Below are 26,865 nucleotides of genomic sequence, written 5' to 3'. Positions count from 1 at the left end.
CGATTCATGTGTTTCACTGTTCAGTTATCAAGGTTCCTGTCAGTTTTTGACAGCTTTGATATTTTATCATATCGTTTCGAGCCTGTCAAGAACTTTTTTAACTTTTTTCAAAACTTTTTAATTAAATGTTTTGAAATCAGTAGCTTTCTGAAAACTAATGTTTCCAGCAGTTGTTGTCACTTTTTTCTCGCGACAGCTATAATAGATTATCACATCTTTCGCTGTCTGTCAACAACTTTTTCAAATTTCTTTGAAGTTGTTAACCATCTGTCTCAGCGGCAACTTTGATAGAATATCATATCTTCTATCTCTTGTCAACATATTTTTACTTTTATTTCTAAAACCAGTAAAAATAGCCACCGGAGCTCGCCGGTAGGCTTTTATAATAGCATTATCTGTCAAATATGTCAATAACTAAACAACAATTTTTTCAGGTAATTTCCATGTTTTTCCACTCCATTCCATAATACTTCCTATTTTTCCAAAAAAGGAGTCAATTTACCTGTGGCTTGGCAGATACTTCGCCTTAATATCTGCCGCCGTGAATACTTTCTGCAGCCCCATCACTGTTCTCGTGACTGGATTGACCCGAAAAGAATGCCGATAATTCCAATCCCTTTCTCATGTTCGCTTCTGCAGAAAAATCCGGCTCAGAACCCAAGCTGCTATTCGAAAATCGAAAACTCGCATTGGCATCCACATTCCTTTTCTTATCATTGCTGTGCCCCTGTTCTTCTCCATCTTCAAAACCGCCCCCCTGGATACATCTAAAATTCAAATGTGCCCCTATGCTGCCGCATAAAAAGATGGTCACATGCATTCCCATATCGTATATGACACCGATTTGCTGCCTATAATGAAACAGAAAAGCTATGGAGGTGTTATAAGTAGAAATAACGTTCTGCACATGAACCTGCAGCTTTAACGCGTGCAAAGAGATATTTCAGCGTATGTTTTCATAGATAACAATCTCTGCCTGCCAACGATGTATATGAGAATTGCTTTCGGCATGCTGTGCGCCACACTTTGCCGAAAGTAATTTTCAAACACACTCTGGGCTGTCCGGTGATATATAAAGAGCGGAGGTTCCGGCTGCGTATATGCACCGAAATCTCCGCTGTTCTGTCTGTATGGATTACAGATCCATCCCTTATTTTTCAATCACCAAAGCTTCGTAAGGTCTCAGCCTGATGCTGTGGGCAGCTTCCTGCCCCTCATAGTTGCCGATCAGCACCTTTTTGCCCGCAAATTCTTCCGGCACACAGTAAACGGCTTCCTCTTCTGAGAAATTGCAGATAACAAGAAGCTTCTCATTGTCCAGACTGCGCGTATACACAAAAAGCTTTTCATCTTCCGGCATCAGCAGTTCATAATGGCCGTAGACAATGATCTCCTTTTCCCTTCTCAGGCGGATCAGTTCCTTATAATAGGAGAATACAGAATCTGCGCGTTTCACCTGCTCCTCCGCATTGATATCCTCATAGTTCGGGTTCACCCTCATCCAGGGAGTACCTGTGGAAAATCCTGCATTCACATCTGCGTTCCACTGCATGGGTGTTCTTGAGTTATCCCTGCTCTTATAACGCAGATACCGCATCATGGTCTCCCCGTCTATTTTACCGCTGTCCACATATTCGTGATATGCATTGATACTCTCAATATCGCAGAAATCCTCTACCGTGTTAAACTCCATATTTGTCATACCCAGTTCTTCGCCCTGGTACACATATGGGGTTCCCTGCATCATGTGCAGACAGGTAGCCAGCATTTTAGCAGAGACCTCGCGGTAACGCACACTGTCATTTCCAAATCTGGAAACGATTCTGGGCTGGTCATGATTGGACCAAAACAGACTGTTCCAGGCTGATCCCTCCAGTTCATTCTGCCATTTCGTTAGGTTTTCTTTCAGTTCTGTGAGCTTTATCTTTCTATCGCTCCATTTGGAAAATTCTCCGCCGTCCAGTCCCATATGTTCAAACTGGAATACCATACTTAACTCTGTACCTTTTTCTGAGGCATATTTCTTTGCTTCCTCAACAGTAACGCCGGCACACTCCCCAACGGTGAGCAGATCATATTTTGACAGTACCTTCCGGTTCATCTCCTGCAGATATTCGTGGACATGAGGGCCATTCTGTACATATGGGGACGCGTCTCCGTGGAGGCCGTCACGTACCTCCCCGTCAGGAAGCCCCTCTGCCTTGGAGATCATGCTGATAACATCCATACGGAAACCGTCAATGCCCTTCTGGCACCACCAGTTCATCATGGAAAATACTTCATCGCGCACTTTGGGGTTCTCCCAGTTCAGGTCCGGCTGCTTTTTGGAGAACATATGTAAATAGTACATATCTGTGTTTCCGTCATATTCCCAGGCAGGGCCATTGAAAACAGACCCCCAGTTATTTGGTTCTTTTCCGTCTTTTCCTTCACGCCAGATATAATAATCACGGTACGGATTATCCTTAGACTTTCTGCTCTCCATAAACCATGCGTGTTCATCCGAAGTATGGTTCACCACCAGGTCCATAACAATCTTGATACCCCTGGCGTGAGCTTCCTCCAGCATCCTGTCGAAATCCTCCATAGTACCGAATTCTTTCATGATCGCCTGATAGTCACTGATATCATAGCCATTGTCATCATTTGGTGACTGGTACACCGGGGAGAGCCAGATCACATTGATCCCCAGCTCCTTCAAATAATCCAGTTTACTTGTAATACCATTGATATCTCCGATTCCGTCTCCGTTGCTGTCGCAGAAGCTCCTGGGATATACCTGATAAACTACACTTTCTTTCCACCATGCTTTTTTCATTATTCAGTCTCCTTTTTATTTTATGCTTTCACTGCACCGTTGGTAACACCGCTGATAACCTGTTTCTGCGCAAAGAGATAGAAGATCACAATGGGCAGAAGGGCCAGCAGGTATGACGCAAAGGCCAGGCTGTAGTCGGTTGCAAATTCGCCCTTGAACACATACTGCGCAAGCTGCAGCGTCTGGTTCTTCTGATCGCTGATGATGACCAGGGGCATGGTAAAGTCATTCCAGCACCACAGGAAGGTAAGGATTGCCACTGTGGCATTCATGGGCTTCAGGGTTGGGAAAATGACCTTGTAAAACATCTGGAAGGTATTGGCACCGTCAATGGTCGCCGCTTCATCAAGCGCCGTTGGAATGGACTTGATATAGCCGGAATACAGGAAAATATTCATGGGAAGGCCCATGACAATGTACAGTATGATCAGCCCCGGCACATTATCCATATGGAAAAAACTCACCTGCTTAACCAGCGGCAGCATGATAATATTAAACGGAATAAACATGGCACTGATCAGGAAATAGTAAATAAAATCATATAACTTCCTGCCCCTGTTCCTTGTAATGGCAAACGCCATAAAGGAGTTTGTCACAATGGTCCCGGCAACTGATACCACTGTAATGATCAGTGTATTTCTAAATGTAACGAAAAATTTGTCTTCTCAATAGCTGTCAGAAAGTTCTCAAAATGCAGCTTGTTGGGGAATGCCAGCACAGACTGGGCGATCTGCTCCGGTGTTTTCAGAGCGATGACTACTGTGATATAGAGCGGAAACAGAATCGTAACCGCCGCAAGCGCAAACAGAACGATTGTGAGTATGGTACTGCTTTTCTTGTTCTTCAACATATCTTACGCCTCCCTCTTCTCTAAAACTCTTGTCTGGAACAGTGAAATCACAGCTATGACAATGAAGAAAATCACCGCATTGGCTGACTGGTATGCATACTGGGCACCTGAAAATCCCTGTTTGTAAATAAGCACGGAAATGGACTGTGTGGAGGTACCCGGCCCGCCGTTTGTCATGGCGATGATCTGGTCAAATACCATGAGGAAGTTCTTCACACAGAGTACCATGTTGATGGTGAAAAACGGTGCGATCAGCGGGAAGGTCATCTTCCAGAAGGTCGTCCATCTGCCTGCCCCGTCAATGCTGCTGGCCTCATAGATATCTGTGTCGACCGTCTGCAGTCCTGACATATAGATGATGGTATTAAAGGCCACTGCCTGCCATACACCTACCACCAGAATACCGACCCAGGCCAGATTCTCCTGCCCCAGAATATTACTGCTCAAAAATCCGATTCCCATCTTCTGTCCCAGATCCGGCAGAACATTGGAGAAAATAAAGTTAAATACAAAGCTGACGATCAGTGCACTGAGCATATAAGGAAGGAAATATATGGCCTTCAGTGCATTCTTGCATTTGATTTTCGCATTGAGCGCAAGTGCCAGCAAAAGACTTATGATATTGACCAGGATGGTTGCACAGATGGCGTATTTAAAGGTAAACTTGTAGGCATCTCCGATAGCCTCGTCCCCCCACAGTTTCAGATAGTTGGTAAGACCTACGAAATCCCAGGTTCCGTACCCCTTCCAGTCTGTAAAGCTGTAGAAAATTCCTTTTAAAAAGGAAAATGTGTGAAAGGTGAAAAACAGTACCAGCATTGGTATGATGATCACCATATAAGCTCTGTTCTTTTTCATGATTCATCCCCCTAAAAACTGTTGTATTTGTCGTATTCTTTATCCAGTTTCTTTAAAAATTCTTCCACATCTCCCTGCTTGCTCACAAAGGTCTGCAGTGTCACCGTAAAATCAAAGCCGGTGGGGTAATAATGGTCCGCGAAATCTCCGATATTTCCCTGAGCGAATTTCTCTGCGACACCTGCCACGCTTGCATTATCCTGCACTACCGTGTCCACAGAGGGAAATGCAAACTGATCTTCAATATATGCCTTTACTTTGTCATCCCGGAAGATAAAGCTTATGAAATCTTTCGCCAGCTCTTCCTCCTTGGTTTCCTTATAGATGGTCGGCATTACATCAATACCGGAAATAATGGCGTTTTTGCTCTCATCGTTTGTGACCGGAAGGGCAAACATGTCCAGATTCACATCAGGATTGGCTTTCTGGATATTGGGTATCGCCCAGTTTCCCTGGAACATCATGGCTGCCTTGCCGTTGGCAAAGTCAATATTTCCGTCATCATAGCCCTTACCCAGAAGGTCCTTCTGTCCGTACCCGGTGAGTGTCAGAATCTTCTCAGCCGCCTCCTCGTGAGTACCCAGAAATGTGGTCTTTCCCTCTCTTCTGTCCAGGAAAAAGTCCATTCCCGCCAGGTCATATGTCATAGGGATCCACAGCGGGCCGCCTGTCCAGGAATCCTTTAAAGTGAAATAAAAGGGCTGGATTCCCGCGCTTTCAAGCTTTTCACACACATCCATCAGCTCATCCCAGGTCTCGGGGATCTCAAGCCCCTGTTCCTTGAAAATATCCACATTGTAGATGATCCCCTCTGCGTTTGTGGCATAGGGCAGACCATAGAGCTTTTCCTCCTGGTCAGGATTCAGGTTATAGACCTGCTCTTTGTAGGCATCCTTGATCCGGTCAGCCTCTTCCATATCACTTAGATCCATGAGGATTTCCGCCTCGGACATATCACGGAAAGTCATGTCTCCTCCCATGAAAATAATGTCCGGCACACGGTTCTTGGTAAGCTTGGTCCTAAGCACAGTGGACGCGTCCGGCGGAGAGTTGAATTCAATGGTCACATCAGGGTGTTCCTGTGTGTATTCATCAATAAAAGACTGCAGAATCGCCTGATTCTCCATCTTGGTAGAGAAAATTTCCAGGTGGTTTTCTTCCTTCTGTCCGCAGCCTGTCATCAGCAGAGCACAGCCCGCAAGAGCGGCAGCGGCTAACAATCTGTTTTTCATATGTTTCTCCTTTCACTCAGCAAAAACAAAAGACGTTTTGCGCAAAACCTTTTCTATCTGTCACAAATTATAGCAACAAGACGGAAACAGTACAATAGGTTTTGCGCAAAACGTCTTTTTAGACAACTGGCATATACTTTTTTTGTAGAATTTTACTATAAGGGCTTTTGTTTCACGGAATCCCGGACCACAACCTCCACGGGAAGCCTCTCCTGCCCCTTAAATTCCTCCTCCTGAATCAGGCATATCAGCCTTTTTACAGCCTCCTGGCCCTTCTTCATGATATTCTGCCGGACAGTGGTTATCTCCGGTCTGCAGATCTCCGCATAGGGGCTGTCGTCAAATCCGGCCACAGACACATCCCCCGGAATATCCACACCCTTGTCCTGGAGGAAATGAATGGCCTCCAGAGCATAAAAATCAGATGCAAAAAAGAGCACATCACGGCTCTTTAAATCCTCCAGGCTGTCTTCCAGCCACGCTTTCCGCAGTTCCCGGTTCTCCGGCATGATTCTGCGCCCTGCCGCGGCGCCTTCTGCCCCGTGCTCTTCCACTGCCTTTTGAACGCCCAGCCAACGCTCATGATCCACGCCCACATCATTGTCTGCAAGGAAGAGGATATTCTTATGTCCCTGTTCTGCCAGGAATTTCCCCATGGCATACCCCCCTTCAAAGTCCTGCAGGCCGATGTTGGCAACCTTTTTCTCCCCGTAATAATTGTCAATGCTCACAAGAGGGATCTGGCACTTCTCACTTAACTCCAGGTTCTCCTCTGAGGACAGGCCCAGAGTGATCAGCCCCTCCACTTTCCAGGTGGCAGCCAGTTTCCAGCTTTCCTCCTGGGAATTTGCCAGATGGAAAAGCATATAATAATTCTGTCTGTATATCTCCAGTTCCAGAGAGTTGAGGATAACGCTGGTAAAAGGGTCAGAGGCAATGCTTCTGCGCTTTCCTTCCCGCTCCCCGATCAGCACGCCTATGAGCCTGGAACGGTTCTCCGCCAGCATAAGGGCACTCATACTTGGAATGTACTGGTTTTTTTCCAGAATCTTCTGGATCTTATCAATATTGGCTTTGGAAACTTTTTTTGTATTTCCGTGAATAACATTGGAGACTGTGGTTGGGCTCACCCCGGCCTCTTTTGCAATATCCTTTATCCTGACCATATGTAAAACTCCTTTATATTTTCAAAAATCCTGACACGAATTTGAGAAGCAGATTGGAATCGTAGAGCCATTTTGTAATGGGATTCTCCTTTGCCATCTCCACGGCTGTCCGTCCCCAGTCAGTGCTCCAGAACAGGGTGATCACCAGGAAGAACACCCATACAATGAGAAGCCCCTGCACACATCCGGCAGCCGCTCCGGCCGTGCGGTTTAACAGGCTCAGCACCGGCAGGCTGAAAATGCTGTCAAGAGCTGCCACCGCAAACCGCAGGATCAGGGACACCACAAAAAACGTGACCAGAAAGGACAGGCTGTTGACGATCATATGGGCAATGGAGGCGGAGAGATAACCGGCAAAGGCGTCTGCCAGTGAATCCCCGTAGGATCCCCCGCTCTCCTTTAACATACTTTTTATACTCTCCGGGAGAGGAAGTTCTTCAATGAACGCGGTCTGACTCTGTTCCCCAAGTTCTCCCTCCAGCCCTGCGGCTATGGATTCACTGCATTTTTCCTCGATCGTGTCATAGATCGGTGTCTTCTCTTCCACAAAATCCACCACATAGGGGTTCAGGAAATAAACCAGCACCATGCTCACAAGAATAGAGAACATAGCTGCAATCGTCCTGATAAACCCTCTGCGTATACCATTCATAATACATAGAACAAATACGGCAAGTACAATAATATTAAGCCAATTCATAATTTTCTCCTGTGTAAATCTTTAAGATAAACGATGGTTACTTTTCACTGCATGCCCGGCAACAAACGAAGCTGCCGCGTAACCGCCGGCAGCTCCACATTATTTCTGCTATTTTAATTTAATTGTCTTGATGCCATTCTCAGACACGAGAATGTAGCGGTTGGAGCCGATTTTAAAAATATCTTTGATGACACCCTCATCCATATTTCCATTGAACTTCTCGATTCCGCTGAGGGAATACATGGATACCTGGCTGTCATTGTTCATGATGATCATATCATCGCTGATGCGGATATTCTTATATTCCATATTGAAGCTGCGGCTGAACTTTTCTTTTCCGGTAAGGTCATACAATGTCATAGTGTATTTGTCATCCTTGCCGTCACTTTTGAAAACAAGTCCCACATATTTTTCATTGCAGAATGTGCTGACTATGTCTGTTTTGATCTTCTTATTCGTCTTCTCCCTGGGAACGCTGCTCCCTTCGTATATGGAGAAACCGTCATCCCTGAAAGCTGCTGAAACGCCGCCTTCCAAATATACTACCTGGGGAACCACCACGCCCTCATATGTAAATCCGGCGACTATATTGTCAATCTCACCCTGCCCTTCGTCCCCGAAATTATAAAAGGCCACGTAACTGGTCGTCTGCCCGTTCTCCACATAGAGATAGGAGATCATGATCAGCTTTCCGTCAGGGGAAACTGCCAAATCCACCGGATATCCGGGGCTGTCTATTCTGGTCTGGTTTTCTGCGATCAGGCTGCCGTCCGTGGCATAGAAATCAATCCATGTCTTCTCTCCATCCCGGAGAATAGCTGCCACCACACCGCTCTGGGCCACCCTTGCCTTTAGAATGGGCATGCTGGTCTCCACAGCTCCCACAGGGGCGTCCTTCCTGAAAATATACATCAGCGTGCCTTCCTTGTCCGCCACAACCGCTGTCTCATCCCGGACATCCGCCACAGGGTCTGTCATCTCATAGCTCTGCTTCCAGACTGTCTCCTGCTTCTGATTCAGCAGGGACGCACCGTCTGACGCGTACTTGAGAACACAGTCCCCCAGCTTTACATATCCGGCTGACTGCACGTCCTCGTTCTTGGCTGAGGACAGTACGGAATACTTGTGATAAGTCCTGCGCTGTATCACCACTACAGCGATAATAATAACTGCTATGACCACCAGGGCAGCGATCAGTATGCGTTTTAACTGCTGTCGTCTGCGCCTGCGGGATTTCTTTTTTCTTTTTTCGTTTGTCTTATTGTCTTCCATTCACTCTTCCTTATCGAATCTGTAACTGTTTTCGGCTATTATAGCACAAAATTCTACGGGAGTAAAATTTTTTGTCCCGGGAAAATAAAATCTTCCGGTGACAGGCCGTTCAGCGCACAGATTTCCTTGATCTTAGAGCTGTTGCCATAATATCTCATGCTGATACTTGTTATGGTGTCGCCCTCGTGAATGGTGTAGGACTGGTGTGTGGAGCCTGCTGTCTGGCCGGAATCCCCGTCATCGCTGTCCTTCGCATCGGCAGGACTGTTTTTGCTGTCATCCTCTGCATCTGTCCCTGATGCATCGCTGCCGCTGTCCGTCTTTTTCTCTGAAGCTCCGTCATCCGCATCCGGATCCTTTGCATCGTCTTTTTTTCCGTCTGTATCCTTCTGTCCATCAGAAGTTCCATCCGATGATTCGGAGGTGGCTGCCCCGTCTGTGCCGGCATCGGTTTCTTCGGTGTCTGTTCCCGCCGCCTCCCCGTCTGCCGCATCCTGACTGTCCTTTTTCCGGTTCTCGGATACCAGTCCATTGACCGGTTTTGTCTCCACAAGCTCCTTGCCGCTGTTCTTATCATCCAGCTTTGAGATGACTGTCTCTGTCTTTTTCAGCTTGTGATAATCATTTAAGTACAGGACTCCCACAGCCAGCACAGCCACCATCATGCACACGCTGGCAGTCCGGAACACGGAGGTGTTCTTTGTCTGCTTTTTGCCCTCAGACTTTGTCTCCACCTTTTTCCGGAATGTCTTCACCGCCTGGTCACTGACCTGTTCACTTTTCGTCTCGGCCTTGTCATTCTGGGCCACGAGGAAATTCTGCATGGGCTCATTTTTTTCATAATAGATATAAAAGCCCGGCTGTCTGGACAGTTCTCCGTCCTCATATCGGTAAAATGCTTCTTCTTTTTCAAGGGGTTCCATCACCATGAGCACCTTGTCATTGCCGCCGAAATGATCCAGATGGGTCCGGCAGATGACTTCGTGAAGCTCCATGGAGCATCCGGGAATGGACAGATACCATCCCACAATTTCCTGATCCGGAAAATATTCCTTGTTCTTCTCATACACGTGGTTCCAGATTTCCCTGGTAAAGGAAAGGTGTTCTTCAGTAATTTCCATGTCAGGAAGTACAACAGCGCTTTTCACAAAAAGGTAGGAAATACCGTCTTTCCAGTTGGCCTGTCCCAGAAGAATTGCAGCTTTTCCTTTTGAAGAATTCCCGGAAGAGATTCTACAAAGGTAAGTGTACGCATAATCTTCTATATAGATTTTTTGTGTTTCGTTGACTTCTCCTATCTGGCGTATGTTGTTGGGGATGCGGAAGAATCCTTCGTTTCCCTCAGGCTTTTGTTTTTCTTTTTCGTAGACTATTTCTATCATAAAGATTCACCCCTTTGGGCAACAGGATAGCACGGATCTTCTGCGAAATTTAGCGGATTAAGAAAGGTACATGCCTTTTTTTAACGACAAACATCCCGTTAAAAAGACAGGATAAAGAGAGGTAAAAACGGACAAAATAGGGGAAAGAAAGGATGGATAAAAATATGGACACACACCTTGATACGCCCGTTTACTATATTGAAGGCCGCACAGACAGAGCCGGCAACAAGATCGGCTCTCTGCTTACCGAACTATACGCCAAATCCGACAGCAATTTTGAAGAACTTGTCTTCCTCTGTATTGGAAGCGACCGCATCACCGGCGACAGCCTTGGACCTCTCATAGGCCACCGCCTGGCAAAAGAACATCTGAACCGCTGCTGTATATACGGCACCCTTGCCAATCCTGTCCATGCCCTGAACCTCCAGGAGACCGTGGAATCTGTAAAAAAAGAACACCCCAACAGCCTGACCGTGGCCATTGACGCCTCCCTCGGCTCTAAAAAGCACCAAGGCTTTGTCACAGTGGGACAAGGTTCTCTGGAACCGGGCCTGGGCGTAAAAAAGAAACTGCCCCCGGTAGGTGACATATCCATTACGGGCATTGTCAACTTGTCGGGAGCATTTGAGCATTTTCTTCTGCAGACAACACGCCTGTCCACAGTCATGGAGCTGGCGGATGCCATCGTCTCAGGGATTCTGGTCGCACACCGTCAATACTTCGGCACACGCCGCCCTTCTCTTCTCGCCTTCTTCCATCCGGAGGAGGAACGCCGGCGCAGCTTGACGAAATTGACTCCGCTGTCCGCGGAATCCGCTGCTGCCAGACCAAAGGGGAGCTGATAATCCTGGTAATGGTAATCCTCCCCAAACACCTTTTTCATCAGCCGCACTGCCATATAATAAATCCCCCTTGGGAACCAGGCACGGTAGTAATACCTGCCGATCTCACAGGTTCCGCAGTATTTATCCGTCAGGGTAATGATCCATGTCTCTCTGTGCATGGGCGGAACCGGGGTCACCGGAAACATGTGCTTGAGAATCATCTCTTCTTCCAGCTTGTTGAGCCGGAAGTATTTTTTTGCATTATGCAGAGCTGTGTGGGGATGGGTCATGGCGTGGACCGGGTCACCGGTCTTCTTCCTGTGCCCTCTCCAGTCATACAGGAACAGATCGTGCAGCATTCCTGCTCTGGCCGCTGACCTGGCATCCAGGCCGAAGAACTTACAGATACGGAAATTATAGTAGGCCACATTCAGGCAGTGCTGGTAGCAGCTTGTCTCACAGTGATGCGGATACTCCTTCATCCTGAGCACATAAGGATGATGTACCAGATCCTTTATGCACTCATAAAACTCTTCATTCCCCTCATCCTTCACTGTACTCACACGGGAATGCTTTCTTCTGAACAACCCCTTACGCTTCATATCTGTCATGCTCCTTTATGTCCTTAGAAAAAGGGATGCCGCCTGTTGGTGACATCCCTCACTTTAACCAGGTTTCTAACCTGATTTTAAAACATATGTTATTTTTTGTAAAGGCCTATACAAGTACCTGCATATCTCTCTTATACAAATGCTTTTACTTTGGCATAGATACCGTTTGCGTCAATGCCGTATTTTTCCAGCAGCTTCACTGCAGGGCCTGATTCACCGAATACATCATTGATACCGATTCTCAGCATTTTTGTCGGCGCTTTCTCGCTCAGGACTTCTGCAACAGCTCCGCCCAGACCTCCGATCACGGAATGCTCCTCAACGGTAACCACTTTGCCGGTCTCCTTTGCTGCCTTCACAACCAGCTCCTCATCCAGAGGTTTGATGGTGTGGATATTGACCACTTTGGCGTCGATTCCGTCTGCAGCCAGTTTATCTGCGGCAGCCAGAGTCTCACTTACACAGAGACCTGTGGCAAAAATAGTCACATCCTTGCCTTCTCTCAAAACAATACCTTTTCCGATCTCAAATTTATAATCCGGTTTGTCATTGATCACCGGAACAGCGAGACGTCCGAATCTGAGGTATACAGGGCCTTCATGCTGGTAAGCAGCTTCAACTGCCGCTTTTGCCTCAACATCATCGGAAGGGTTTAAGATAACCATTCCCGGGATTGTGCGCATCAGAGCCATATCCTCGTTGCACTGATGGGTGGCGCCGTCCTCGCCTACGGAAATACCTGCATGGGTCGCGCCGATCTTTACATTCAGATGAGGATATCCGATGGAGTTGCGCACCTGCTCGTAGGCACGTCCGGCAGCAAACATGGCAAATGTGCTGGCAAAAGGAACTTTTCCGGTGGTGGACATACCTGCCGCAATACCCATCATATCACACTCTGCGATACCGCAGTCAATGTGACGTTCCGGAAATGCTTTCTGGAAGGTACCGGTCTTGGTTGCACCTGCCAGGTCCGCGTCCAGAACTACCAGGTTGTCGTATTTCTTTCCTAATTCTACTAATGCATTTCCATAGCTTTCTCTGGTTGCGATCTTCTTTACTTCTGACATAATGCTTCACCTGCCTTTTCCAAATCTGCCATAGCGATTTCATATTCTGCATCATTCGGAGCTTTTCCGTGCCATCCGGCTTCATTTTCCATGAAGGAAACGCCTTTGCCCTTCACTGTTTTCATGATAATGGCAGTGGGCATTCCCTTTGTCTCTCTGGCCTCTTTAAAAGCTGCCTCAAGCTGGTCAAAGTCGTTGCCGTCTGCCACGTTGATCACGTGGAAGTTGAAGGCTTCAAATTTCTTGTCAATGGGGTACGGAGAACAAACATCTTCAATGCTTCCGTCAATCTGAAGTCCGTTGTTGTCCACGATCACTACCAGATTGTCCAGTTTTCTGAATCCGGCAAACATAGATGCCTCCCAGACCTGGCCTTCCTGGATCTCGCCGTCACCCAGCAGGGTGTAAACACGGTAATCCGCGCCGTCCATCTTAGCGGACAATGCCATTCCGACTGCTGCGGAGATACCCTGTCCCAGGGAACCGCTGGACATATCAACGCCCGGGATATGTTTCATATCCGGATGTCCCTGCAGATAAGAGCCGAGATGACGCAGAGTTTTCAAATCCTCTGTGGGGAAATATCCTCTCTGTGCCAGAGTGGAATAAAGGCCCGGTGCTGTATGTCCTTTTGAGAGGACAAAACGGTCACGGTCTGCCTTCTTCGGCTCTTTCGGGTCAATATTCATTTCCTGGAAATACAGATACGTAAATAAATCTGCTGCTGATAATGAGCCGCCCGGATGTCCGGCTTTTGCGGAATGAACAGCAGTCACGATGCCTTTGCGGACTTCGTTAGCTGTCTTCTGAAGTTCTAACTTGTTCATTTCTTCCTCCTGATGGTTTGTTCTGTGAACGGGAGCCTGTCCGGCTTCCCGTCTGCCTCTATACAGTTCTATTATTCGCCGAAAACTGCAATATAATCTTTCTGGAATTTCTCAATACCCTGGTCTGTCAGTGGATGTTTTGTCATCTGCTCCAGAACCTTGTAAGGTACAGTCGCAATATCCGCGCCTGCCAGAGCACACTCTGTCACGTGCATCGGATGGCGTACGCTTGCTGCAATGATCTCTGTGTCAATGCCTGCAACCTGGAAGATCTCTACGATCTCACGGATCAGATCTGTTCCGCATACAGAGATGTCATCCAGTCTGCCCAGGAACGGGGAAACATAGGTTGCGCCTGCTCTTGCTGCCAGCAGTGCCTGGTTGGATGTAAATACCAGTGTAACGTTGGTTTTGATACCTTCTGCGTTCAGAACTTTAACTGCTTTTAATCCCTCTGTTGTCATTGGAATCTTAACGATCATGTTCGGATGGATAGCTGCGATCTCGCGGCCCTCTTTGATCATGCCTTCTGCATCTGTTGTGGTGGCTTTCACCTCACCGCTGATCGGTCCGTCTACGATGGAAGTGATCTCTTTGATAACCTCATTGAAGTCACGTCCCTCTTTTGCGATCAGGGATGGGTTTGTGGTCACTCCACAGATGATTCCCATGTCATTTGCCTTGCGGATGTCTTCTACATTTGCAGTGTCGATAAAAAATCTCATAATTTTTTCCTCCCGTTCAAAACCTTTGCTTTGTCATTTGATACACTCAGTTTACCCCATAAAACATACCTTCGCAAGAGCTATCGATTTTATAAATAATTTAACTTATTAATAAACCGGATTTTTATTAACTATTTTCGGTAGTTTTATAAAATCCCTTTTGCCCAATCCTATAATTTTCAGGATTTTGTCTTTATTTTATTACTAATAATAAAATGGATTTCATTTAATTTATTTTGTTTTTTTCTTCTTTTTCTGCTTTTGTTTTACATAACCTGTGGTCTTGCGTACAATCAGCTTCGGTTCATACTCAATATGATAGATGCTGGTGGGCTCACTGTCAGAATATGTATTCATGAAGGATTCAATCTTGCGCATGATAATATCGCAGGCATCCCGCCCTTTCAGAGGTACAAAGTGCTCTATGGTGGTGAGGGACATATGTGACATACCGGAAAATATGATGTTGTCGCAGCCAAGTACAGACACATCACCGGGAATCTTATATTTTTCTTCCTGGAGGGCATCCATGATGCCAAAGGCCATCATGTCGTTCAGTCCCGCAAACGCGGTCACTTTCCTCGGCCCCGCCAGAATTTCCTTTGTCAGATTATATCCCATCCGGTATTCCGAGTCAATGCTTGGGAGCTGGTCATCCAGGGCGTCATCCGCCGCTTTGATGATCACATGGCCGCCCAGGCCCTCCTTCTCATACTCCTCCACAAATCCTGCCACACGTTTGGAGCGCTGCTGCTGCCTTTTTGTAAGCGGCGGCGCGATAAACGCTACGTCCCGGTGGCCTAGATCCAGCAGATGCCTGGCCATAAGGCTGCCCACCTTAGTATTGTCCTGGTTGATGGCATCTACTTCCACACGTTCCCTGTTGCTTATGATGACCAGCGGAATCTTCTTCGCCAGCTCCTCCACCTGCTGCATGTACACAGGACTTGGGTTGAAGGTGTAGATGATGCCCGCCGGGATAACCGTGTGCATCATCTTCAGGTACTGCTCCTCCAGCTTCAGCTCCCTCTGTGTGTCACAGGTGAAGACCGCATATCCTTTTTCCTTGGCTACTTTTTCAATTCCCTGCAGAAGCATGACATAATAAGGGTTGGTAAGGGTGGGGCAGAAGACTATGATCAGCCTGCTGTTACCGGCATCCTTTCTCGGACGTCTCTTCGGTATGTTGTATCCCATTTCCCGGGCAGCCTGCTCCACCTTCTGTATCGTCTCTTTCGAGAAGGAAACATTGTACTTTTTATTCAGCACCATGGATACCGTTGCCTGGGATACTCCCGCTGCTTTCGCGATATCCGTGGACGTCACTTTCTTCTTCATGTTAAAGCTCCTATAGTTCTACCCTTCCCTCCAGCGCACGAAGAAGGGTAACTTCATCAATATATTCCAGATCGCCACCCACAGGAACCCCGCTGGCGATACGGCTCACCCGGATACCGGTAGGCTTCACCAGTTTGCTGATGTACATGGCGGTGGTCTCTCCTTCCAGGCTGGAATTGGTGGCGATGATCACCTCCTCAATATCATCCTGGGAAAGGCGCTGCATCAGTTCCTTTAACTTAATGTCATCCGGACCGATGCCCAGCATGGGAGAAATCGCGCCGTGCAGCACGTGATACACACCGTCATATTTTCCGGTCTTCTCGTATGCTGCCAGGTCCCTGGTATTCTCCACCACCATGATGACCTTCCTGTTTCTTCTGGGGTTATTGCAGATCGGGCAGATTTCCTGGTCTGTCAGGGTGTAGCAGTTCTTACAATACTGTACATTGGCCTTGGCATTCACAATGGACGCGGAAAGCTGCTCCACCTGGTCCTTTGGCATATTCAGAATGTGGAATGCCAGGCGCTGGGCAGATTTTGCCCCAATGCCCGGCAGACGGGAAAGCTGCTCAATTAATTTGTTGATATGACTGCTGTAGTATTCCAATATTTTTCACCTCTGCGGTATACGGCCGCTTAGAACGGGAATCCGCCGCCAAGGCCTCCAAGCCCGCCTGTGAGCTTAGACATAAGCGCCGCTGACTCCTCTTCCATCTTGCGGAGCGCCTCATTGGTAGCTGCCATAATAAGGTCCTCCAGCATTTCAATATCATCCGGGTCAACCACTTCCTCAGCCAGCTTCACCTTTGTGATCTCCTTCTTGCCGGAGACGGTCACTTCAACGGCTCCGCCGCCTGCTGTGGCGGTAAATTCCTTCTCCTCCAGTGCCTTCTGGTTTTCCTCTGCCTGACGCTGCATCTTCTGCGCCTGCTTCATCAGATTATTCATGTTTCCGGGCATTCCCATTCCCGGAAATCCTCCTTTTTTAGCCATATTCAAATCCTCCTATTCTTCCTCTTCCATTTCTTCTACTACTACATCCATGCGGATGTTCTGTTCGATCAAATCATCTACGGAAATCGAGGCCAGCCCCGCAGGGCCTTTATGCTCCCCGCCTGCCAGTAAAAGCTCGATCTCCACGCTCTTTCCTGTTTTCTTCCGGATGATTTCTTTAAGCATGGGTATGGTATCCGGATTGTCCATGCAGATTTTCGCCTGAAAATTTCCAAACTCCACATACAGGACAGGTTCTCCTGTACTGCCGTTGTATTTCGGCGTGGAAGTCAGGAGCATCTGCTGCAGAAAGCCTCTTGTCTCCCGCACTATGGAATTCCAGTTCTTCTTAATATACTGCAGATCCTCAGGAGCTGCCTTCTCAGGCTTTGCCTCCGGCTCTGAAGGTTTTTCCTCCGCTGCGGCATCCGGTACCCCGCCGTATGCCGGTGAACCGTATTCACCTGCCTGTGCCGGTCCTGCCATCACGACACCGTTCTCCAGCTTTTCCTCCAGTACCCGGATTCTGTCAAACAGGGAATCCAGGTTGGTCTCCATAACAGGCTGACAGAGTTTTATCAGCGCGATCTCCACCAGCACCCTCTTCTGGGATGCATAGCGGATCTGGTTGGAAAGCTCTGAAAAAATGCGGATGTAGCGCATCAGTGTCTCCGCATCCAGCATACGGCTCTCCTCCCTGAGAAGCGCCATATTCTCCGCAGAGACATCCACAGCCTCCTCCGGTGCATCTGAAGTCTTCACCAGCAGCAGATTGCGCAGATACCAGATAAAATCCGCCACAAACTGCCCCAGTTCCCTTCCCTGGATGATCAGATCCTCCAGGGTCCTGATAGCGCCTGCGGTATCCTGCTTTACGATCAGCCGCAGAAGCCTGCTGAACACCTGTGTATCCACAGCCCCCAGCACCTCAAGGGCCTTTTCATAGGTCAATGTCTCACCCAGATAAAAGGCGATACACTGGTCCAGCAGGGAGAGTGCATCACGCATGGAACCGTCCGCTGCCTTTGCAATGTAGCGGATGGCCTTCTCCTCCACGTCTGTTCCCTCTTTATCCATCAGCTCCGTCAGCCTTGCCGCTATGGTATCCACGGTAATGCGTTTGAAATCGTAGCGCTGACATCTGGACAAAATGGTGATAGGGATCTTGTGGGCCTCCGTGGTGGCAAGAATGAAGATAACATAAGAAGGAGGTTCCTCAAGCGTCTTTAACAGTGCATTAAACGCTCCTGTGGACAGCATATGAACCTCATCTATGATATATACTTTATAACGTCCTTTTGCCGGACGGTAGGCCACTTCCTCGCGGATCTCACGAATGTTATCGACGCCGTTGTTGGAAGCGGCGTCAATCTCTATGACATTCATGGAGGTCCCCGCATTGATCGCCTGGCATGTCTCGCATTCATTGCAGGGGCTTCCGTCTACCGGATGTTCGCAGTTTACCGCCTTTGCCAGAATCTTGGCAATGGTAGTCTTACCTGTACCACGGGTGCCGCAGAAAAGATAGGCATGGCCGATCCTGTCTGCCTTCATCTGGTTCTTCAATGTGGTTACAATGTGTTCCTGCCCCTTTACATCTTCAAAATCCTGAGGGCGGAACTTCCGATATAGAGCAGTATAGCTCATGAAAATTCTCCTTTTTCAGTTAATCCCCGAAGCTGATGCCAATCCTCTTTGCCGCCTTGATCAGCTGGTCGTCCGGAGATACCATCTTCAGTTTGCCGGCGCATTCCTGAAGCGGGACTTTCTTGATCTTGCCGTTGACGATTCCCACCATGTAGCCGTATTCATCTTTTAAGATCAGGCCTGCGGCTGCGGAACCCATATGGGTGGAGAGCACACGGTCATACGGACATGGGCTTCCGCCCCTCTGCATATGTCCCGGAATGGTGATACGGATATCCAGATCCAGTTTCTCCTTCAGCTCTGCCTCCAGCTTATAGGAAACGGATGGATATTTCTTCGCATTTTCTTCCATTTTCTTCTTCAGCTCTTTCTTGGGAAGCGCTGCGTCCTCTTTGGAAACCGCGCCCTCCGCCACGGCCAGGATGGTAAAGCCTTTTCCGGCTCTGTTCCTCTTCCTGACTGCGTCAGCTATCTTATCAATATCATATGGGATTTCAGGAATCAGGATAATGTCCGCGCCGCCTGCAATACCGGCGTGCAGGGTCAGCCATCCCACTTTATGCCCCATGACTTCCACAATAAAGATACGGCTGTGGGATGCTGCCGTTGTATGGATGCAGTCAATCGCTTCTGTGGCAATATTCACCGCACTCTGGAAACCAAATGTCATATCCGTTCCCCAGATATCATTGTCTATGGTCTTGGGAAGGTGGATGATGTTCAGTCCCTCTTCTCTCAGCATATTGGCTGTCTTCTGGGTACCGTTGCCGCCCAGGATCACCAGACAGTCAAGGCGCAGCTTGTAGTACGTCTGCTTCATGGCCTCAACCTTGTCAAGGCCTCTGTCATCCGGCACGCGCATTAATTTGAAGGGCTGGCGTGATGTGCCCAGGATCGTACCGCCTCTTGTGAGGATTCCTGAGAAATCCTTGGCTGAGAGCATTCTGTAGTCTCCGTATATCAATCCTTTATACCCGTCATCAAAGCCATAGACCTCCAGTTCATCCAGATTGGAAGCCAAACCTTTCACAACACCGCGCATGGTGGCATTGAGCGCCTGACAGTCACCGCCGCTTGTTAACAAACCGATTCTCTTCATATATTTCACATCCCATCTTATGATATAGTATTTACTTCAGTCCCCATTCTGGGTTTGGAATACAGACCCAGTCAGTTTCCGCGGTTCTGCTCCCACATATTGCGGCTGGGAGCCTCCACGCATATTTCGGCGAATAAATTTACTCACCTGCATCCATTATAGCTTATTTTATTTTGTACCACAACTTAAAATTTTCTTTTCGGAAAATGCGGGAAAGGCCGAACAGAAGGTATCCCCTGCATTTTTCACTGTAAGCTGAAAAACCATATGTTCGCCCGGCTGCAGCACTCCAAGCTTTAAGGGCGTCCCGGAGGCCCTGCCGCTGTCGTACGGATCACCGGCCTTTGTCAGTTCCCACGTAATCTCCTCCGGTGCCTGTATGGTAAGATAGTATGCCTCTTCCTCCGCCCCGGTATTCCGGATGGAAAACACCTGGCTTCGCTCCTCGTCCGGCTCCATATCTTCAAAAGACAGGAAAGGCCGCTCTGTGATGACAAATTCGGGCTGGGCGGTATCTATCTTTTCTGTTTCATTTTCCATCCGGCCGGTTTCCGGAAGGTTTTCTGCGGCTGTACTGTATGTAAATCGGCTCACAGCGGCGCACAGAAGCCATAAAATCATCATTTTTCTTTTCATATGCTTGTCCTCCTCTTATATTTTATGCATAAGGAGGCACTTTATTGCATAAAAAGAAAACGGACAGGTATGCGGCCTGTCCGTTTTCTTTCGTTGAGGAATTCAAATTACATTAACACATTTATGGTCGATATTTATTATACTATACTCCTCTGCTTTTGTAAAGTACAGAATCATTTTTTTCTCTCTTTTTTATTTCAGCTCTCTTTTTCATTGACAAAACGTCTAAAAACCGATATACTTTTAGATACCGTGCAGCCGGGGAGATAGCGGTGCCCTGTACCTGCAATCCGCTACAGCAGGGGTGATGCCAAATCTGAGGGGCTTTCTTTGCGGAGCTGCCCTTTATAAGTGGCGCTGACGTCTGGGTCTTGCGCAACAGAACTCTATGAACCGTGTCAGGTCAGGAATGAAGCAGCACTAAGTAGAATCTTCTGTGTGCCGCGAGGGTGCCTGGGCCGAGTTAACTGTAGAGGTAACGTCCGTGAAGGGGTTTCGAGGTGCGGCGCACGGTGAAAAAGAATAGAATAACCTCCACTGTATCGTCATAAGATGAAAGAGACGATTGCAGCGGAGGTTTTTTTGATGAGTTATTGGATGATGCATATAATGGATGCCTACGGGTATCTGGGGATAGCCCTCCTCATTCTGGTTGAGAACCTGTTCCCCCCTATTCCCTCCGAAGTCATACTGACCTTCGGCGGCTTTATGACTACATATACGAAGATGAACATTATCGGTGTTGTGCTCTCCTCCACTGTGGGCAGTGTGTTCGGAGCCATCCTTCTATACCAGATCGGCCACCTGGTCCCCCGGGAAAAGCTGGAATCTCTTCTGGAGGGCAGGATTGGGAAAATACTGCATTTTAAACCGGAAGATGTGGGGAGCGCCATGGAATGGTTTGACAGCAAGGGAAACTATACGGTTCTCTTCTGCCGCTTTATTCCCATTGTACGAAGCCTGATCTCCATTCCCGCCGGAATGGCCCATATGAACCTGGGCACCTTTCTGTCCCTGACCACAATCGGGAGTTTTATCTGGAACCTGGTACTCGTCACCCTGGGAGCCATCGCCGGAACCTCCTGGCAGAAGGCCGCCGAATGTCTCGGCACTTATACCCAGGTGGCCCGTGTCGTTATCCTGGTCTTCGCACTGGTCGGCATTTTGGTTTACATAAAAAGGCGTTTCCTTCAGAAATGAGGGGAACGTTCTTTTTATGTAACGATTCAGCCAGCTGAATCGTTACGGGTATTCGCCCATTAAAAATCGCTTCGCGATGGGGCAAATACCTGCCGCCACTACTCTTTTGCACGGTCAGCGCAGTAAATGCGCAGACCTGACTGAACAGTTACCTTTTTATTTCAAAATGTCAGCCAATCTCCTGATATATTCCGGTGTCGTTCCGCAGCAGCCGCCCACAATATTCGCGCCGGCTTCCACAAGCACCTTCATGTGCTCTGCAAATTCCCTGGCTCCCATGGAATAGACCGCATTACCTTTATCATCGATCACGGGCATTCCGGCGTTTGGCTTTACAATGACAGGAATGCTGACCTTGTCCCTTATATTTTTCACTACGGAAACCAACTGGTCCGGGCCTGTGGAACAATTGATGCCGACAGCATCTGCGCCCATCTGTTCCAGTGTCTCCACTGCATCATAAATATTTCCGCCAAAGAATAAGCTGCCGTCAGACTCCACGGTCAGAGTGCACATAACCGGCAGTTCGCACACTGCGGCAGCGGCATCTATGACTGCCATCACTTCATCCACACCCAGCATGGTTTCCGCAATGAGCAGATCCACGCCCGCATCCGCCAGGACAGCGATCTGCTCCCTGTACGCCTCAAACAAGATTTCATAGGGCACATCCTGTTTGCCGGTGGTGGTCAGGTCGCCTGCAATGTAACACGCATCCCCGACTGCATCCCTGGAAACGCGCACAAGTCCCCGATTCAATTCCTCAACCTTATCCTCCAGCCCATGATTGGCAAGACTTATTCTGTTCGCTGAAAATGTGGAGGCGTAGACAATTTTGGAACCCGCCTCACAATACTCCTTCTGCAGTTTCTGCAGCACCTGGGGGTTCTCGTAAACCCACTGTTCGGAGCAGACACCTCTGGGCATCCCTTCCTTCATGAGATTCGAGCCTGTGGCCCCGTCTAAAAGCAATGTTTTGGCCTGTACCAGTTCCCTAAATTCCTGTTTTGTCATGACATTTCTCCTTTGCTTTTGCTTTCTCTTTTCTCAATTCCCGGAAGAATCCGCTCAGCATATCACTGCACTCCGCTTCCAGCACGCCGCGTTCCACTTCTGCCTTATGGTTAAACCCCTCCATCTCCAGCAGGTTCAGGACAGAACCTGCACACCCGGCCTTGGGGTTCATACTGCCGATGACCACTTTATCAATTCTGGCCTGTATGATGGCTCCTGCGCACATCTGACAGGGTTCCAGGGTGACATAGAGCGTGCATCCCTCAAGCCTCCAGTCCCCCAGCTTTTTGCTGGCTTTCCGGATGGCATTCATCTCTGCGTGGGAGGTGGTATTTTTATCTGTATTTCTTCGGTTATAGCCTCTGGCTATTATTTTCCCTTCATATACGATCACACAGCCAATGGGAACTTCCCTAAGGGCGTACGCTTTTTTCGCCTGCTTTATGGCTTCCTTCATAAACTTTTCCTGTGTATCCATTTCACGATCCGCCTTCCTGTATGATTCCGTCCGCATTGCGGGCAACGGGCCCTGGCCGTTGTTTCTGAATTATACTACACTCCTCTTTTGTAATGCAATAGCCAAGAACGGCCCAGTATAAAAGTCTTTCCCATTTCTTTCATAAATTCTTCAAAAATTTCAGAAAAGCTTTATTGTGCTGTCATAAATTCCTCACATTTCTTGGATATACTGTAATTGTCAGCAAGGAGGACGGCAGCAGGAGCCGGACCTCACAAAAAAGCCAACTGACTTATTTATATAGATTTTTCTTTTCCCTCCCTCTTTTGCCGGTACTTCGCAGAGTACCGGCTTTTTCCTGTCCGAAAAGAGTCTTTCGTTTCTTCTTCAGATTCTTTTTAAATATTTTTAAAATGCTTCAGAAAAGCTTTATATCCTTGTCACAGAATCCTCACATTTGCAGGTTATACTTTAATTGTTGTTGAAGAAGACAGCAGCTGCATTACAGTGATATATGTGGCTGCCGGGCTTCGCCTAATAAAGCCAACTGACCTATTTACATAGATTTTTCTTTTCCCCCTCTTTTGCCGGTACTCGCCAAGGTACCGGCACTTTTCAGCTGTTGGAAAAGGTAAACAAAAAACCCGCTGGTTATGCGGGTTTAAGACAGCGGAGACGGTGGGATTCGAACCCACGTGCCGGTTACCCGGCAACTTGATTTCGAGTCAAGCTCGTTATGACCGCTTCGATACGTCTCCATACTTGTTCATTATAAAGCCAGCCTGCTTTCCGGTCAAGTACAAATGTGAGTTTTCCCTGGTAAAAGCCCACTGTGTATAGTAAAATATAAAGTATCAGCAAAGGACTTACGGTCCTGCCCAAACGATACCTAAAGGGGGATTTTTATGCCAATCAATGGTTTCAACAAAACAACGCTTCTGGATTACCCCGGCAAAATAGCTGCCACCATTTTTCTGGGAAGCTGCAATTTCAGGTGTCCCTTCTGCCATAACAGCGGGCTTGTCCTCTCACCCGGAGAACAGCCGGTCATTCCCACGGAGGATGTGCTTAAAGTTCTGAAAAAACGCCAGGGCATTCTGGAGGGGGTCTGCATCACAGGAGGAGAACCCACCCTGGACAAAGATATCTTCTGCCTTATAGACAAGATAAAGGAGCTTGGCTACCCGGTCAAGCTGGATACCAACGGCTCTCATCCCTGGATTCTGAAAAAACTGATCAACAATAAGATGATAGACATGGTCGCCATGGACATCAAATCCTCCAAAGAATCTTATGCCAGAGTTGCAGGCAGCAAGCATCTGGACTTAAAACCAATCTGTGAATCCGTGGATTTCCTGATGTCCGGCAGTGTCCCCTATGAATTCAGGACAACCGTAGTCAGGGAGCTGCATACCCAGGAAGATTTCCGTTCCATCGGAAACTGGCTTGCCGGGTGCAGAGCCTACTACCTCCAGGCCTATAAGGACTCCCCTGAAGTCATAAGGCCTGGATTCAGCAGTTATTCCAAAAGGGATTTGGATTATTTCTGTCTTATCCTGTCAAGAACGATTCCTGCGGTTTATATCCGGGGTATCGATTAAACGGTACCAGTAGCCAAAGCGCGGCATGGCAGCTTTGCCCTGCGTTTTGGCTGCCTTGAAGTTGGGGAAGCCGAACATACCTGCCATGAGACATTCCTGCCGGTCATAAACACCCGGAACACCCAGTATGTACCGGCCGTCATCTCTTCTTCTGCCCAGGAGCAGGTAATGATAACGGTAATATCCATGTCTCAGAAAATTGTTGTTCATCAGCCCCCTGTCTCTTCTGGCAAGTATCCGCAGCTCCGCAGGTGTTATCTGTCTGCAGTCCACAATCTCCCCGTCTGAAAACGGAGCAAATACGGCAGGCTGTCTGGCGGCCTGTGCGGACTGCCCGTGAAGCTCACCTTCCTCCGGACTCTGTACCTTCTTCTCTGTCACTTCTTTTTCCATCTGCCTCATGTTGCGGATGGCATCCTCATCCTGGTCCAGTTCTTCCAGAAGGTTCACTGCATCCTCCTCACGGTCACCTGCCGGGTTCCACGTAGACTGCTCTGCTGCATCCGTACTGCCGGATGCTTCGATCCGCATTTCACTGTCCGGATACTGGTCCCTTCCGAAGATTTCATGATCAATCGTTTCCCGGTACAATTCTTCTTCTGTGTATGGAGGCCTCTCCATGTCCGGGGCTGTGGTGTCCGGATTCCGGTCTGTGTCCGGCATTGCAGTATTCCGGTTCTGGTTCATATCCGGCATTGTGGTATTCCGGTTCTGGCCCATATTCGGTACTGCTGCGTTCCGGTTCTGGTTCATATCCGGCATTGTGGTATTCCGGTTCTGGTTCATATCCGGCATTGTAGTATTCCGGTTCTGGTTCATATCCGGCATTGTGGTATTCCGGTTCTGGCCCATATTCGGTACTGCTGCGTTCCGGTTCTGGTTCATATCCGGCATTGCGGCATTCCGGTCCTGGTCCATATTCGGTACTGCTGTGTTCCGGTTCTGGTTCATATCCGGCATTGCGGCATTCCGGTCCTGGTCCATATTCGGTACTGCTGTGTTCCGGTTCTGGCCCATATTCGGTACTGCTGTGTTCCGGTTCTGGCCCATATTCGGTATTGCTGTGTTCCGGTTCTGGCCCATATCCGACCGTGACGGTTCCATAACCGGCTGTACTGTATTTTCTGTCCGTGAAGGGGCGACCGGCTCCATTCTCTGCTCAGATCGTTCCTCCTGTCCTGTTTCCGGCTCATCCTCCTCATAATGCTGTGGAAAATAAGTTCCCCTCTCATTTATACGAGGCGGCATGTAAGGGTCCCCCTCTGTCCGGGACGGCATTGCCTGCCTTCTTTCCTCTGTTTCAGAAGATTCATTGGAACGGTTCTCCTCCATGCGTCTGTCCGGCGCGGAAGTCTCATTATCCCGTCCTATGACTGGTGGATAGCCCCAATCCCGGTGGCCTGCATTCGAGGAATTACTCCTCTCTTCCCGGTTTCTATCAGGAGTATTCATACCTCCCTGTCTGAATGTATTGGACGGATATCTGCCCTGCCAAGGAGTGTCATCCATGGAATTATTCCTTCCGGCTCGGTTACCATCCACAGCATTATTTCCCGCTTCCCAGTCCGCCTCTATGGCATTCTCCCTCTCTGCGCGGTTTCCTCCCACGGCATTGTTTCCCGCTTCCCAGTCTGCCTCCATGGCATTTTCTCTTTCCGTACGGTTTCCTCCCATGGCATTGTTCCCGTCTGCACGATTTCCCTCCATGGCATTGCCTGTCTCTGCACGGTTTCTTTCCATGGCATTCCCTGCTTCTGCACGGTTTCCTTCCATGACGTTCCCTGCCTCTGCACGGTTTCCTTCCATAGTATTTCCTCTCTCTGCACGGCCAGCATCCGTTGAATCCGTTTCTACTTCCACTGTTGTGTCTGTGCGGTAATCCATTTCCTCCAGATTATCATCCGGGCTCTCCCCGCTGAACAGATTAACTGTCTCTTCAGAATGCTCCGCTAACGGCAGGGAACCCTCTTCATCGTCCAGAGTAACAGGCTCCTCTGCTTCCATGAGCGCCTCCGCTGCTGCAACACCCTCCGGCAGTTCATCCTGCACAGCCTCCGGTCCTGTCTCCAGCTCCTCTTTCTGCATATTATTATTTGTCTCAGGGGCTCTGTCCGCATTCCGGGATCTGTCCTCCTGCATTCTCGGGAGCCTGATTTCTTCCAGGCGCACAGGACGATCATCCCACCCTGTACCATACATGATTCCATCTCCGGTCAGCATGACCAGACCGCTCAGGTCATTCAGTCCGTACGCAGTGCCTCCCAGTCCCTGATCCGGTACTTCCGTCTGAAACTGGACCGTATCACCTGCCAGGTCACATTCTCCAAGGTAAATGCCTTCGCATCCGTCACTTTTTCTCACAAACCCGTAAATTTTACAGGGTGCCTCCTCTTTTCCATAGATCCCTTGAATCCGATAGTTCATGCGGCACTTACCATCCCGGGCCTCTACTTTGATAAATCCCTTCCCATTTCCTTTCTTTCCATCCGGGTACTCATATACATACGCAACAAATCGCCGATATCCAGCCAAATTTTCTTTC

At 48.5% G+C, this 26,865-nt stretch carries 25 protein-coding genes, 1 tRNA gene, 1 other RNA gene and 1 pseudogene; 4 read left to right on the top strand and 24 right to left on the bottom strand.

Features of this window, described 5'->3' with window-relative positions; translation table 11 throughout:
• Window positions 1–526: 526 nt before the first annotated feature.
• From WMO65_RS20000 to WMO65_RS19955, 10 genes are all read right to left on the bottom strand, one after another.
• Window positions 527–907 (bottom strand): hypothetical protein, encoded by a 381-nt coding sequence (locus tag WMO65_RS20000; RefSeq protein WP_118743635.1) that lies wholly within the window; start codon window positions 905–907, stop codon window positions 527–529.
• A 243-nt stretch (window positions 908–1,150) separates the two neighbouring features.
• A complete protein-coding gene (locus tag WMO65_RS19995) occupies window positions 1,151–2,818 on the bottom strand; it encodes a glycoside hydrolase family 13 protein (RefSeq protein ID WP_118743636.1) in 1,668 nt (555 codons plus the stop codon).
• A gap of 20 nt (window positions 2,819–2,838) precedes the next feature.
• A complete protein-coding gene (locus WMO65_RS19990) occupies window positions 2,839–3,414 on the bottom strand; it encodes a carbohydrate ABC transporter permease (protein ID WP_349064642.1) in 576 nt (191 codons plus the stop codon).
• A 32-nt stretch (window positions 3,415–3,446) separates the two neighbouring features.
• Window positions 3,447–3,668, bottom strand: a complete 222-nt coding sequence (locus WMO65_RS19985; RefSeq protein WP_349064641.1) for an ABC transporter permease family protein — start codon at window positions 3,666–3,668, stop codon at window positions 3,447–3,449.
• 3 nt (window positions 3,669–3,671) lie between these two features.
• Window positions 3,672–4,526 (bottom strand): carbohydrate ABC transporter permease, encoded by an 855-nt coding sequence (locus tag WMO65_RS19980; RefSeq protein ID WP_118743637.1) that lies wholly within the window; start codon window positions 4,524–4,526, stop codon window positions 3,672–3,674.
• An 11-nt stretch (window positions 4,527–4,537) separates the two neighbouring features.
• Entirely contained in the window at window positions 4,538–5,758 is a 1,221-nt protein-coding gene (locus tag WMO65_RS19975) for an ABC transporter substrate-binding protein (RefSeq protein WP_033143829.1), read from the bottom strand.
• Between the two features lie 155 nt (window positions 5,759–5,913).
• Window positions 5,914–6,924: a LacI family DNA-binding transcriptional regulator gene (locus tag WMO65_RS19970; protein WP_118743638.1), complete on the bottom strand. Its 1,011-nt coding sequence runs from the start codon at window positions 6,922–6,924 to the stop codon at window positions 5,914–5,916.
• A gap of 13 nt (window positions 6,925–6,937) precedes the next feature.
• Entirely contained in the window at window positions 6,938–7,624 is a 687-nt protein-coding gene (locus tag WMO65_RS19965) for a CvpA family protein (RefSeq protein ID WP_054353077.1), read from the bottom strand.
• Window positions 7,625–7,732: 108 nt separating this feature from the next.
• Window positions 7,733–8,896 carry a DUF5711 family protein gene (locus tag WMO65_RS19960; RefSeq protein WP_118594099.1) on the bottom strand — a complete coding sequence of 388 codons (1,164 nt, stop codon included), beginning with the start codon at window positions 8,894–8,896 and terminating at the stop codon, window positions 7,733–7,735.
• A 53-nt stretch (window positions 8,897–8,949) separates the two neighbouring features.
• On the bottom strand, window positions 8,950–10,278 hold the full coding sequence (locus WMO65_RS19955) for a LysM peptidoglycan-binding domain-containing protein (protein WP_054353079.1): 1,329 nt from the start codon (window positions 10,276–10,278) through the stop codon (window positions 8,950–8,952).
• A 152-nt stretch (window positions 10,279–10,430) separates the two neighbouring features.
• Between WMO65_RS19955 and yyaC the strand changes: the two are divergent.
• Window positions 10,431–10,964: pseudogene (gene yyaC / locus WMO65_RS19950) on the top strand (spore protease YyaC); the annotation flags it as partial.
• Window positions 10,965–10,990: 26 nt separating this feature from the next.
• Here yyaC and WMO65_RS19945 read toward each other — a convergent pair.
• From WMO65_RS19945 to WMO65_RS19900, 10 genes are all read right to left on the bottom strand, one after another.
• Window positions 10,991–11,704 carry an HD domain-containing protein gene (locus tag WMO65_RS19945; protein WP_243107823.1) on the bottom strand — a complete coding sequence of 238 codons (714 nt, stop codon included), beginning with the start codon at window positions 11,702–11,704 and terminating at the stop codon, window positions 10,991–10,993.
• A gap of 140 nt (window positions 11,705–11,844) precedes the next feature.
• Window positions 11,845–12,783, bottom strand: a complete 939-nt coding sequence (locus tag WMO65_RS19940) for a transketolase family protein (RefSeq protein ID WP_033143836.1) — start codon at window positions 12,781–12,783, stop codon at window positions 11,845–11,847.
• Window positions 12,771–13,610 (bottom strand): transketolase, encoded by an 840-nt coding sequence (locus WMO65_RS19935; protein WP_033143837.1) that lies wholly within the window; start codon window positions 13,608–13,610, stop codon window positions 12,771–12,773. Before WMO65_RS19935 ends, WMO65_RS19940 begins: the two co-directional genes overlap by 13 nt.
• Window positions 13,611–13,681: 71 nt before the next feature.
• The gene (fsa, locus tag WMO65_RS19930) at window positions 13,682–14,335 is read right to left on the bottom strand and encodes a fructose-6-phosphate aldolase (protein ID WP_033143838.1); all 654 of its coding nucleotides are present in this window, start codon (window positions 14,333–14,335) and stop codon (window positions 13,682–13,684) included.
• A 231-nt stretch (window positions 14,336–14,566) separates the two neighbouring features.
• The gene (locus WMO65_RS19925) at window positions 14,567–15,673 is read right to left on the bottom strand and encodes a LacI family DNA-binding transcriptional regulator (protein ID WP_033143839.1); all 1,107 of its coding nucleotides are present in this window, start codon (window positions 15,671–15,673) and stop codon (window positions 14,567–14,569) included.
• A 10-nt stretch (window positions 15,674–15,683) separates the two neighbouring features.
• A complete protein-coding gene (gene recR / locus WMO65_RS19920; RefSeq protein WP_033143840.1) occupies window positions 15,684–16,283 on the bottom strand; it encodes a recombination mediator RecR in 600 nt (199 codons plus the stop codon).
• A gap of 29 nt (window positions 16,284–16,312) precedes the next feature.
• The gene (locus tag WMO65_RS19915; protein WP_033143841.1) at window positions 16,313–16,669 is read right to left on the bottom strand and encodes a YbaB/EbfC family nucleoid-associated protein; all 357 of its coding nucleotides are present in this window, start codon (window positions 16,667–16,669) and stop codon (window positions 16,313–16,315) included.
• Between the two features lie 12 nt (window positions 16,670–16,681).
• A complete protein-coding gene (gene dnaX, locus WMO65_RS19910; RefSeq protein WP_033143842.1) occupies window positions 16,682–18,316 on the bottom strand; it encodes a DNA polymerase III subunit gamma/tau in 1,635 nt (544 codons plus the stop codon).
• 19 nt (window positions 18,317–18,335) lie between these two features.
• Complete coding sequence (locus WMO65_RS19905; RefSeq protein WP_033143843.1) at window positions 18,336–19,415, bottom strand: 6-phosphofructokinase; 1,080 nt, start codon at window positions 19,413–19,415, stop codon at window positions 18,336–18,338.
• Window positions 19,416–19,583: 168 nt separating this feature from the next.
• Entirely contained in the window at window positions 19,584–20,051 is a 468-nt protein-coding gene (locus WMO65_RS19900) for a hypothetical protein (RefSeq protein ID WP_103733245.1), read from the bottom strand.
• 250 nt (window positions 20,052–20,301) lie between these two features.
• On the opposite strand from WMO65_RS19900, the gene ffs reads away from it, so the two are divergent.
• Window positions 20,302–20,564, top strand: an RNA gene (gene ffs, locus WMO65_RS19895) — signal recognition particle sRNA large type.
• A gap of 72 nt (window positions 20,565–20,636) precedes the next feature.
• Entirely contained in the window at window positions 20,637–21,251 is a 615-nt protein-coding gene (locus WMO65_RS19890; RefSeq protein ID WP_033143845.1) for a DedA family protein, read from the top strand.
• A gap of 156 nt (window positions 21,252–21,407) precedes the next feature.
• On the opposite strand, the gene WMO65_RS19885 is transcribed toward WMO65_RS19890, so the two are convergent.
• The 3 genes from WMO65_RS19885 to WMO65_RS19875 all read right to left on the bottom strand — a co-directional run bounded on the left by WMO65_RS19885 (window position 21,408) and on the right by WMO65_RS19875 (window position 23,480).
• Window positions 21,408–22,265 (bottom strand): homocysteine S-methyltransferase family protein, encoded by an 858-nt coding sequence (locus WMO65_RS19885; RefSeq protein ID WP_118743639.1) that lies wholly within the window; start codon window positions 22,263–22,265, stop codon window positions 21,408–21,410.
• Window positions 22,246–22,743, bottom strand: coding sequence for a tRNA adenosine(34) deaminase TadA (tadA, locus tag WMO65_RS19880; RefSeq protein WP_033143847.1), 498 nt, complete (start codon window positions 22,741–22,743; stop codon window positions 22,246–22,248). Before tadA ends, WMO65_RS19885 begins: the two co-directional genes overlap by 20 nt.
• Window positions 22,744–23,392: 649 nt before the next feature.
• A tRNA-Ser gene (locus tag WMO65_RS19875) sits at window positions 23,393–23,480 on the bottom strand.
• Window positions 23,481–23,627: 147 nt separating this feature from the next.
• On the opposite strand from WMO65_RS19875, the gene WMO65_RS19870 reads away from it, so the two are divergent.
• Window positions 23,628–24,323: an anaerobic ribonucleoside-triphosphate reductase activating protein gene (locus WMO65_RS19870; RefSeq protein WP_118743641.1), complete on the top strand. Its 696-nt coding sequence runs from the start codon at window positions 23,628–23,630 to the stop codon at window positions 24,321–24,323.
• Here WMO65_RS19870 and WMO65_RS19865 read toward each other — a convergent pair.
• Window positions 24,282–26,855, bottom strand: coding sequence for a hypothetical protein (locus tag WMO65_RS19865; RefSeq protein WP_148393333.1), 2,574 nt, complete (start codon window positions 26,853–26,855; stop codon window positions 24,282–24,284). The two genes, WMO65_RS19870 and WMO65_RS19865, sit on opposite strands and share 42 nt — an antisense overlap.
• Window positions 26,856–26,865: the final 10 nt, after the last annotated feature.

The sequence above is a fragment of the Blautia caccae genome (genome assembly GCF_040095955.1).
In the GTDB taxonomy this organism is placed as follows: domain Bacteria; phylum Bacillota; class Clostridia; order Lachnospirales; family Lachnospiraceae; genus Blautia; species Blautia celeris.
The sequence above is the reverse complement of the archived record's forward strand: the minus strand, read 5'-3'. Positions and strand labels throughout refer to the sequence as shown.

What these genes read in the sequence shown, in the direction of transcription:
- WMO65_RS19995 (WP_118743636.1), bottom strand. Translation starts at nt 2,818, where the DNA reads ATGAAAAAAGCATGGTGGAAAGAAAGTGTAGTTTATCAGGTATATCCC.
- WMO65_RS19985 (WP_349064641.1), bottom strand. Translation starts at nt 3,668, where the DNA reads ATGTTGAAGAACAAGAAAAGCAGTACCATACTCACAATCGTTCTGTTT.
- WMO65_RS19980 (WP_118743637.1), bottom strand. Translation starts at nt 4,526, where the DNA reads ATGAAAAAGAACAGAGCTTATATGGTGATCATCATACCAATGCTGGTA.
- WMO65_RS19975 (WP_033143829.1), bottom strand. Translation starts at nt 5,758, where the DNA reads ATGAAAAACAGATTGTTAGCCGCTGCCGCTCTTGCGGGCTGTGCTCTG.
- WMO65_RS19970 (WP_118743638.1), bottom strand. Translation starts at nt 6,924, where the DNA reads ATGGTCAGGATAAAGGATATTGCAAAAGAGGCCGGGGTGAGCCCAACC.
- WMO65_RS19965 (WP_054353077.1), bottom strand. Translation starts at nt 7,624, where the DNA reads ATGAATTGGCTTAATATTATTGTACTTGCCGTATTTGTTCTATGTATT.
- WMO65_RS19960 (WP_118594099.1), bottom strand. Translation starts at nt 8,896, where the DNA reads ATGGAAGACAATAAGACAAACGAAAAAAGAAAAAAGAAATCCCGCAGG.
- WMO65_RS19955 (WP_054353079.1), bottom strand. Translation starts at nt 10,278, where the DNA reads ATGATAGAAATAGTCTACGAAAAAGAAAAACAAAAGCCTGAGGGAAAC.
- WMO65_RS19945 (WP_243107823.1), bottom strand. Translation starts at nt 11,704, where the DNA reads ATGAAGCGTAAGGGGTTGTTCAGAAGAAAGCATTCCCGTGTGAGTACA.
- WMO65_RS19940 (WP_033143836.1), bottom strand. Translation starts at nt 12,783, where the DNA reads ATGTCAGAAGTAAAGAAGATCGCAACCAGAGAAAGCTATGGAAATGCA.
- WMO65_RS19935 (WP_033143837.1), bottom strand. Translation starts at nt 13,610, where the DNA reads ATGAACAAGTTAGAACTTCAGAAGACAGCTAACGAAGTCCGCAAAGGC.
- fsa (WP_033143838.1), bottom strand. Translation starts at nt 14,335, where the DNA reads ATGAGATTTTTTATCGACACTGCAAATGTAGAAGACATCCGCAAGGCA.
- WMO65_RS19925 (WP_033143839.1), bottom strand. Translation starts at nt 15,673, where the DNA reads ATGAAGAAGAAAGTGACGTCCACGGATATCGCGAAAGCAGCGGGAGTA.
- WMO65_RS19915 (WP_033143841.1), bottom strand. Translation starts at nt 16,669, where the DNA reads ATGGCTAAAAAAGGAGGATTTCCGGGAATGGGAATGCCCGGAAACATG.
- dnaX (WP_033143842.1), bottom strand. Translation starts at nt 18,316, where the DNA reads ATGAGCTATACTGCTCTATATCGGAAGTTCCGCCCTCAGGATTTTGAA.
- WMO65_RS19905 (WP_033143843.1), bottom strand. Translation starts at nt 19,415, where the DNA reads ATGAAGAGAATCGGTTTGTTAACAAGCGGCGGTGACTGTCAGGCGCTC.
- WMO65_RS19900 (WP_103733245.1), bottom strand. Translation starts at nt 20,051, where the DNA reads ATGAAAAGAAAAATGATGATTTTATGGCTTCTGTGCGCCGCTGTGAGC.
- WMO65_RS19890 (WP_033143845.1), top strand. Translation starts at nt 20,637, where the DNA reads ATGAGTTATTGGATGATGCATATAATGGATGCCTACGGGTATCTGGGG.
- WMO65_RS19885 (WP_118743639.1), bottom strand. Translation starts at nt 22,265, where the DNA reads ATGACAAAACAGGAATTTAGGGAACTGGTACAGGCCAAAACATTGCTT.
- tadA (WP_033143847.1), bottom strand. Translation starts at nt 22,743, where the DNA reads ATGGATACACAGGAAAAGTTTATGAAGGAAGCCATAAAGCAGGCGAAA.
- WMO65_RS19870 (WP_118743641.1), top strand. Translation starts at nt 23,628, where the DNA reads ATGCCAATCAATGGTTTCAACAAAACAACGCTTCTGGATTACCCCGGC.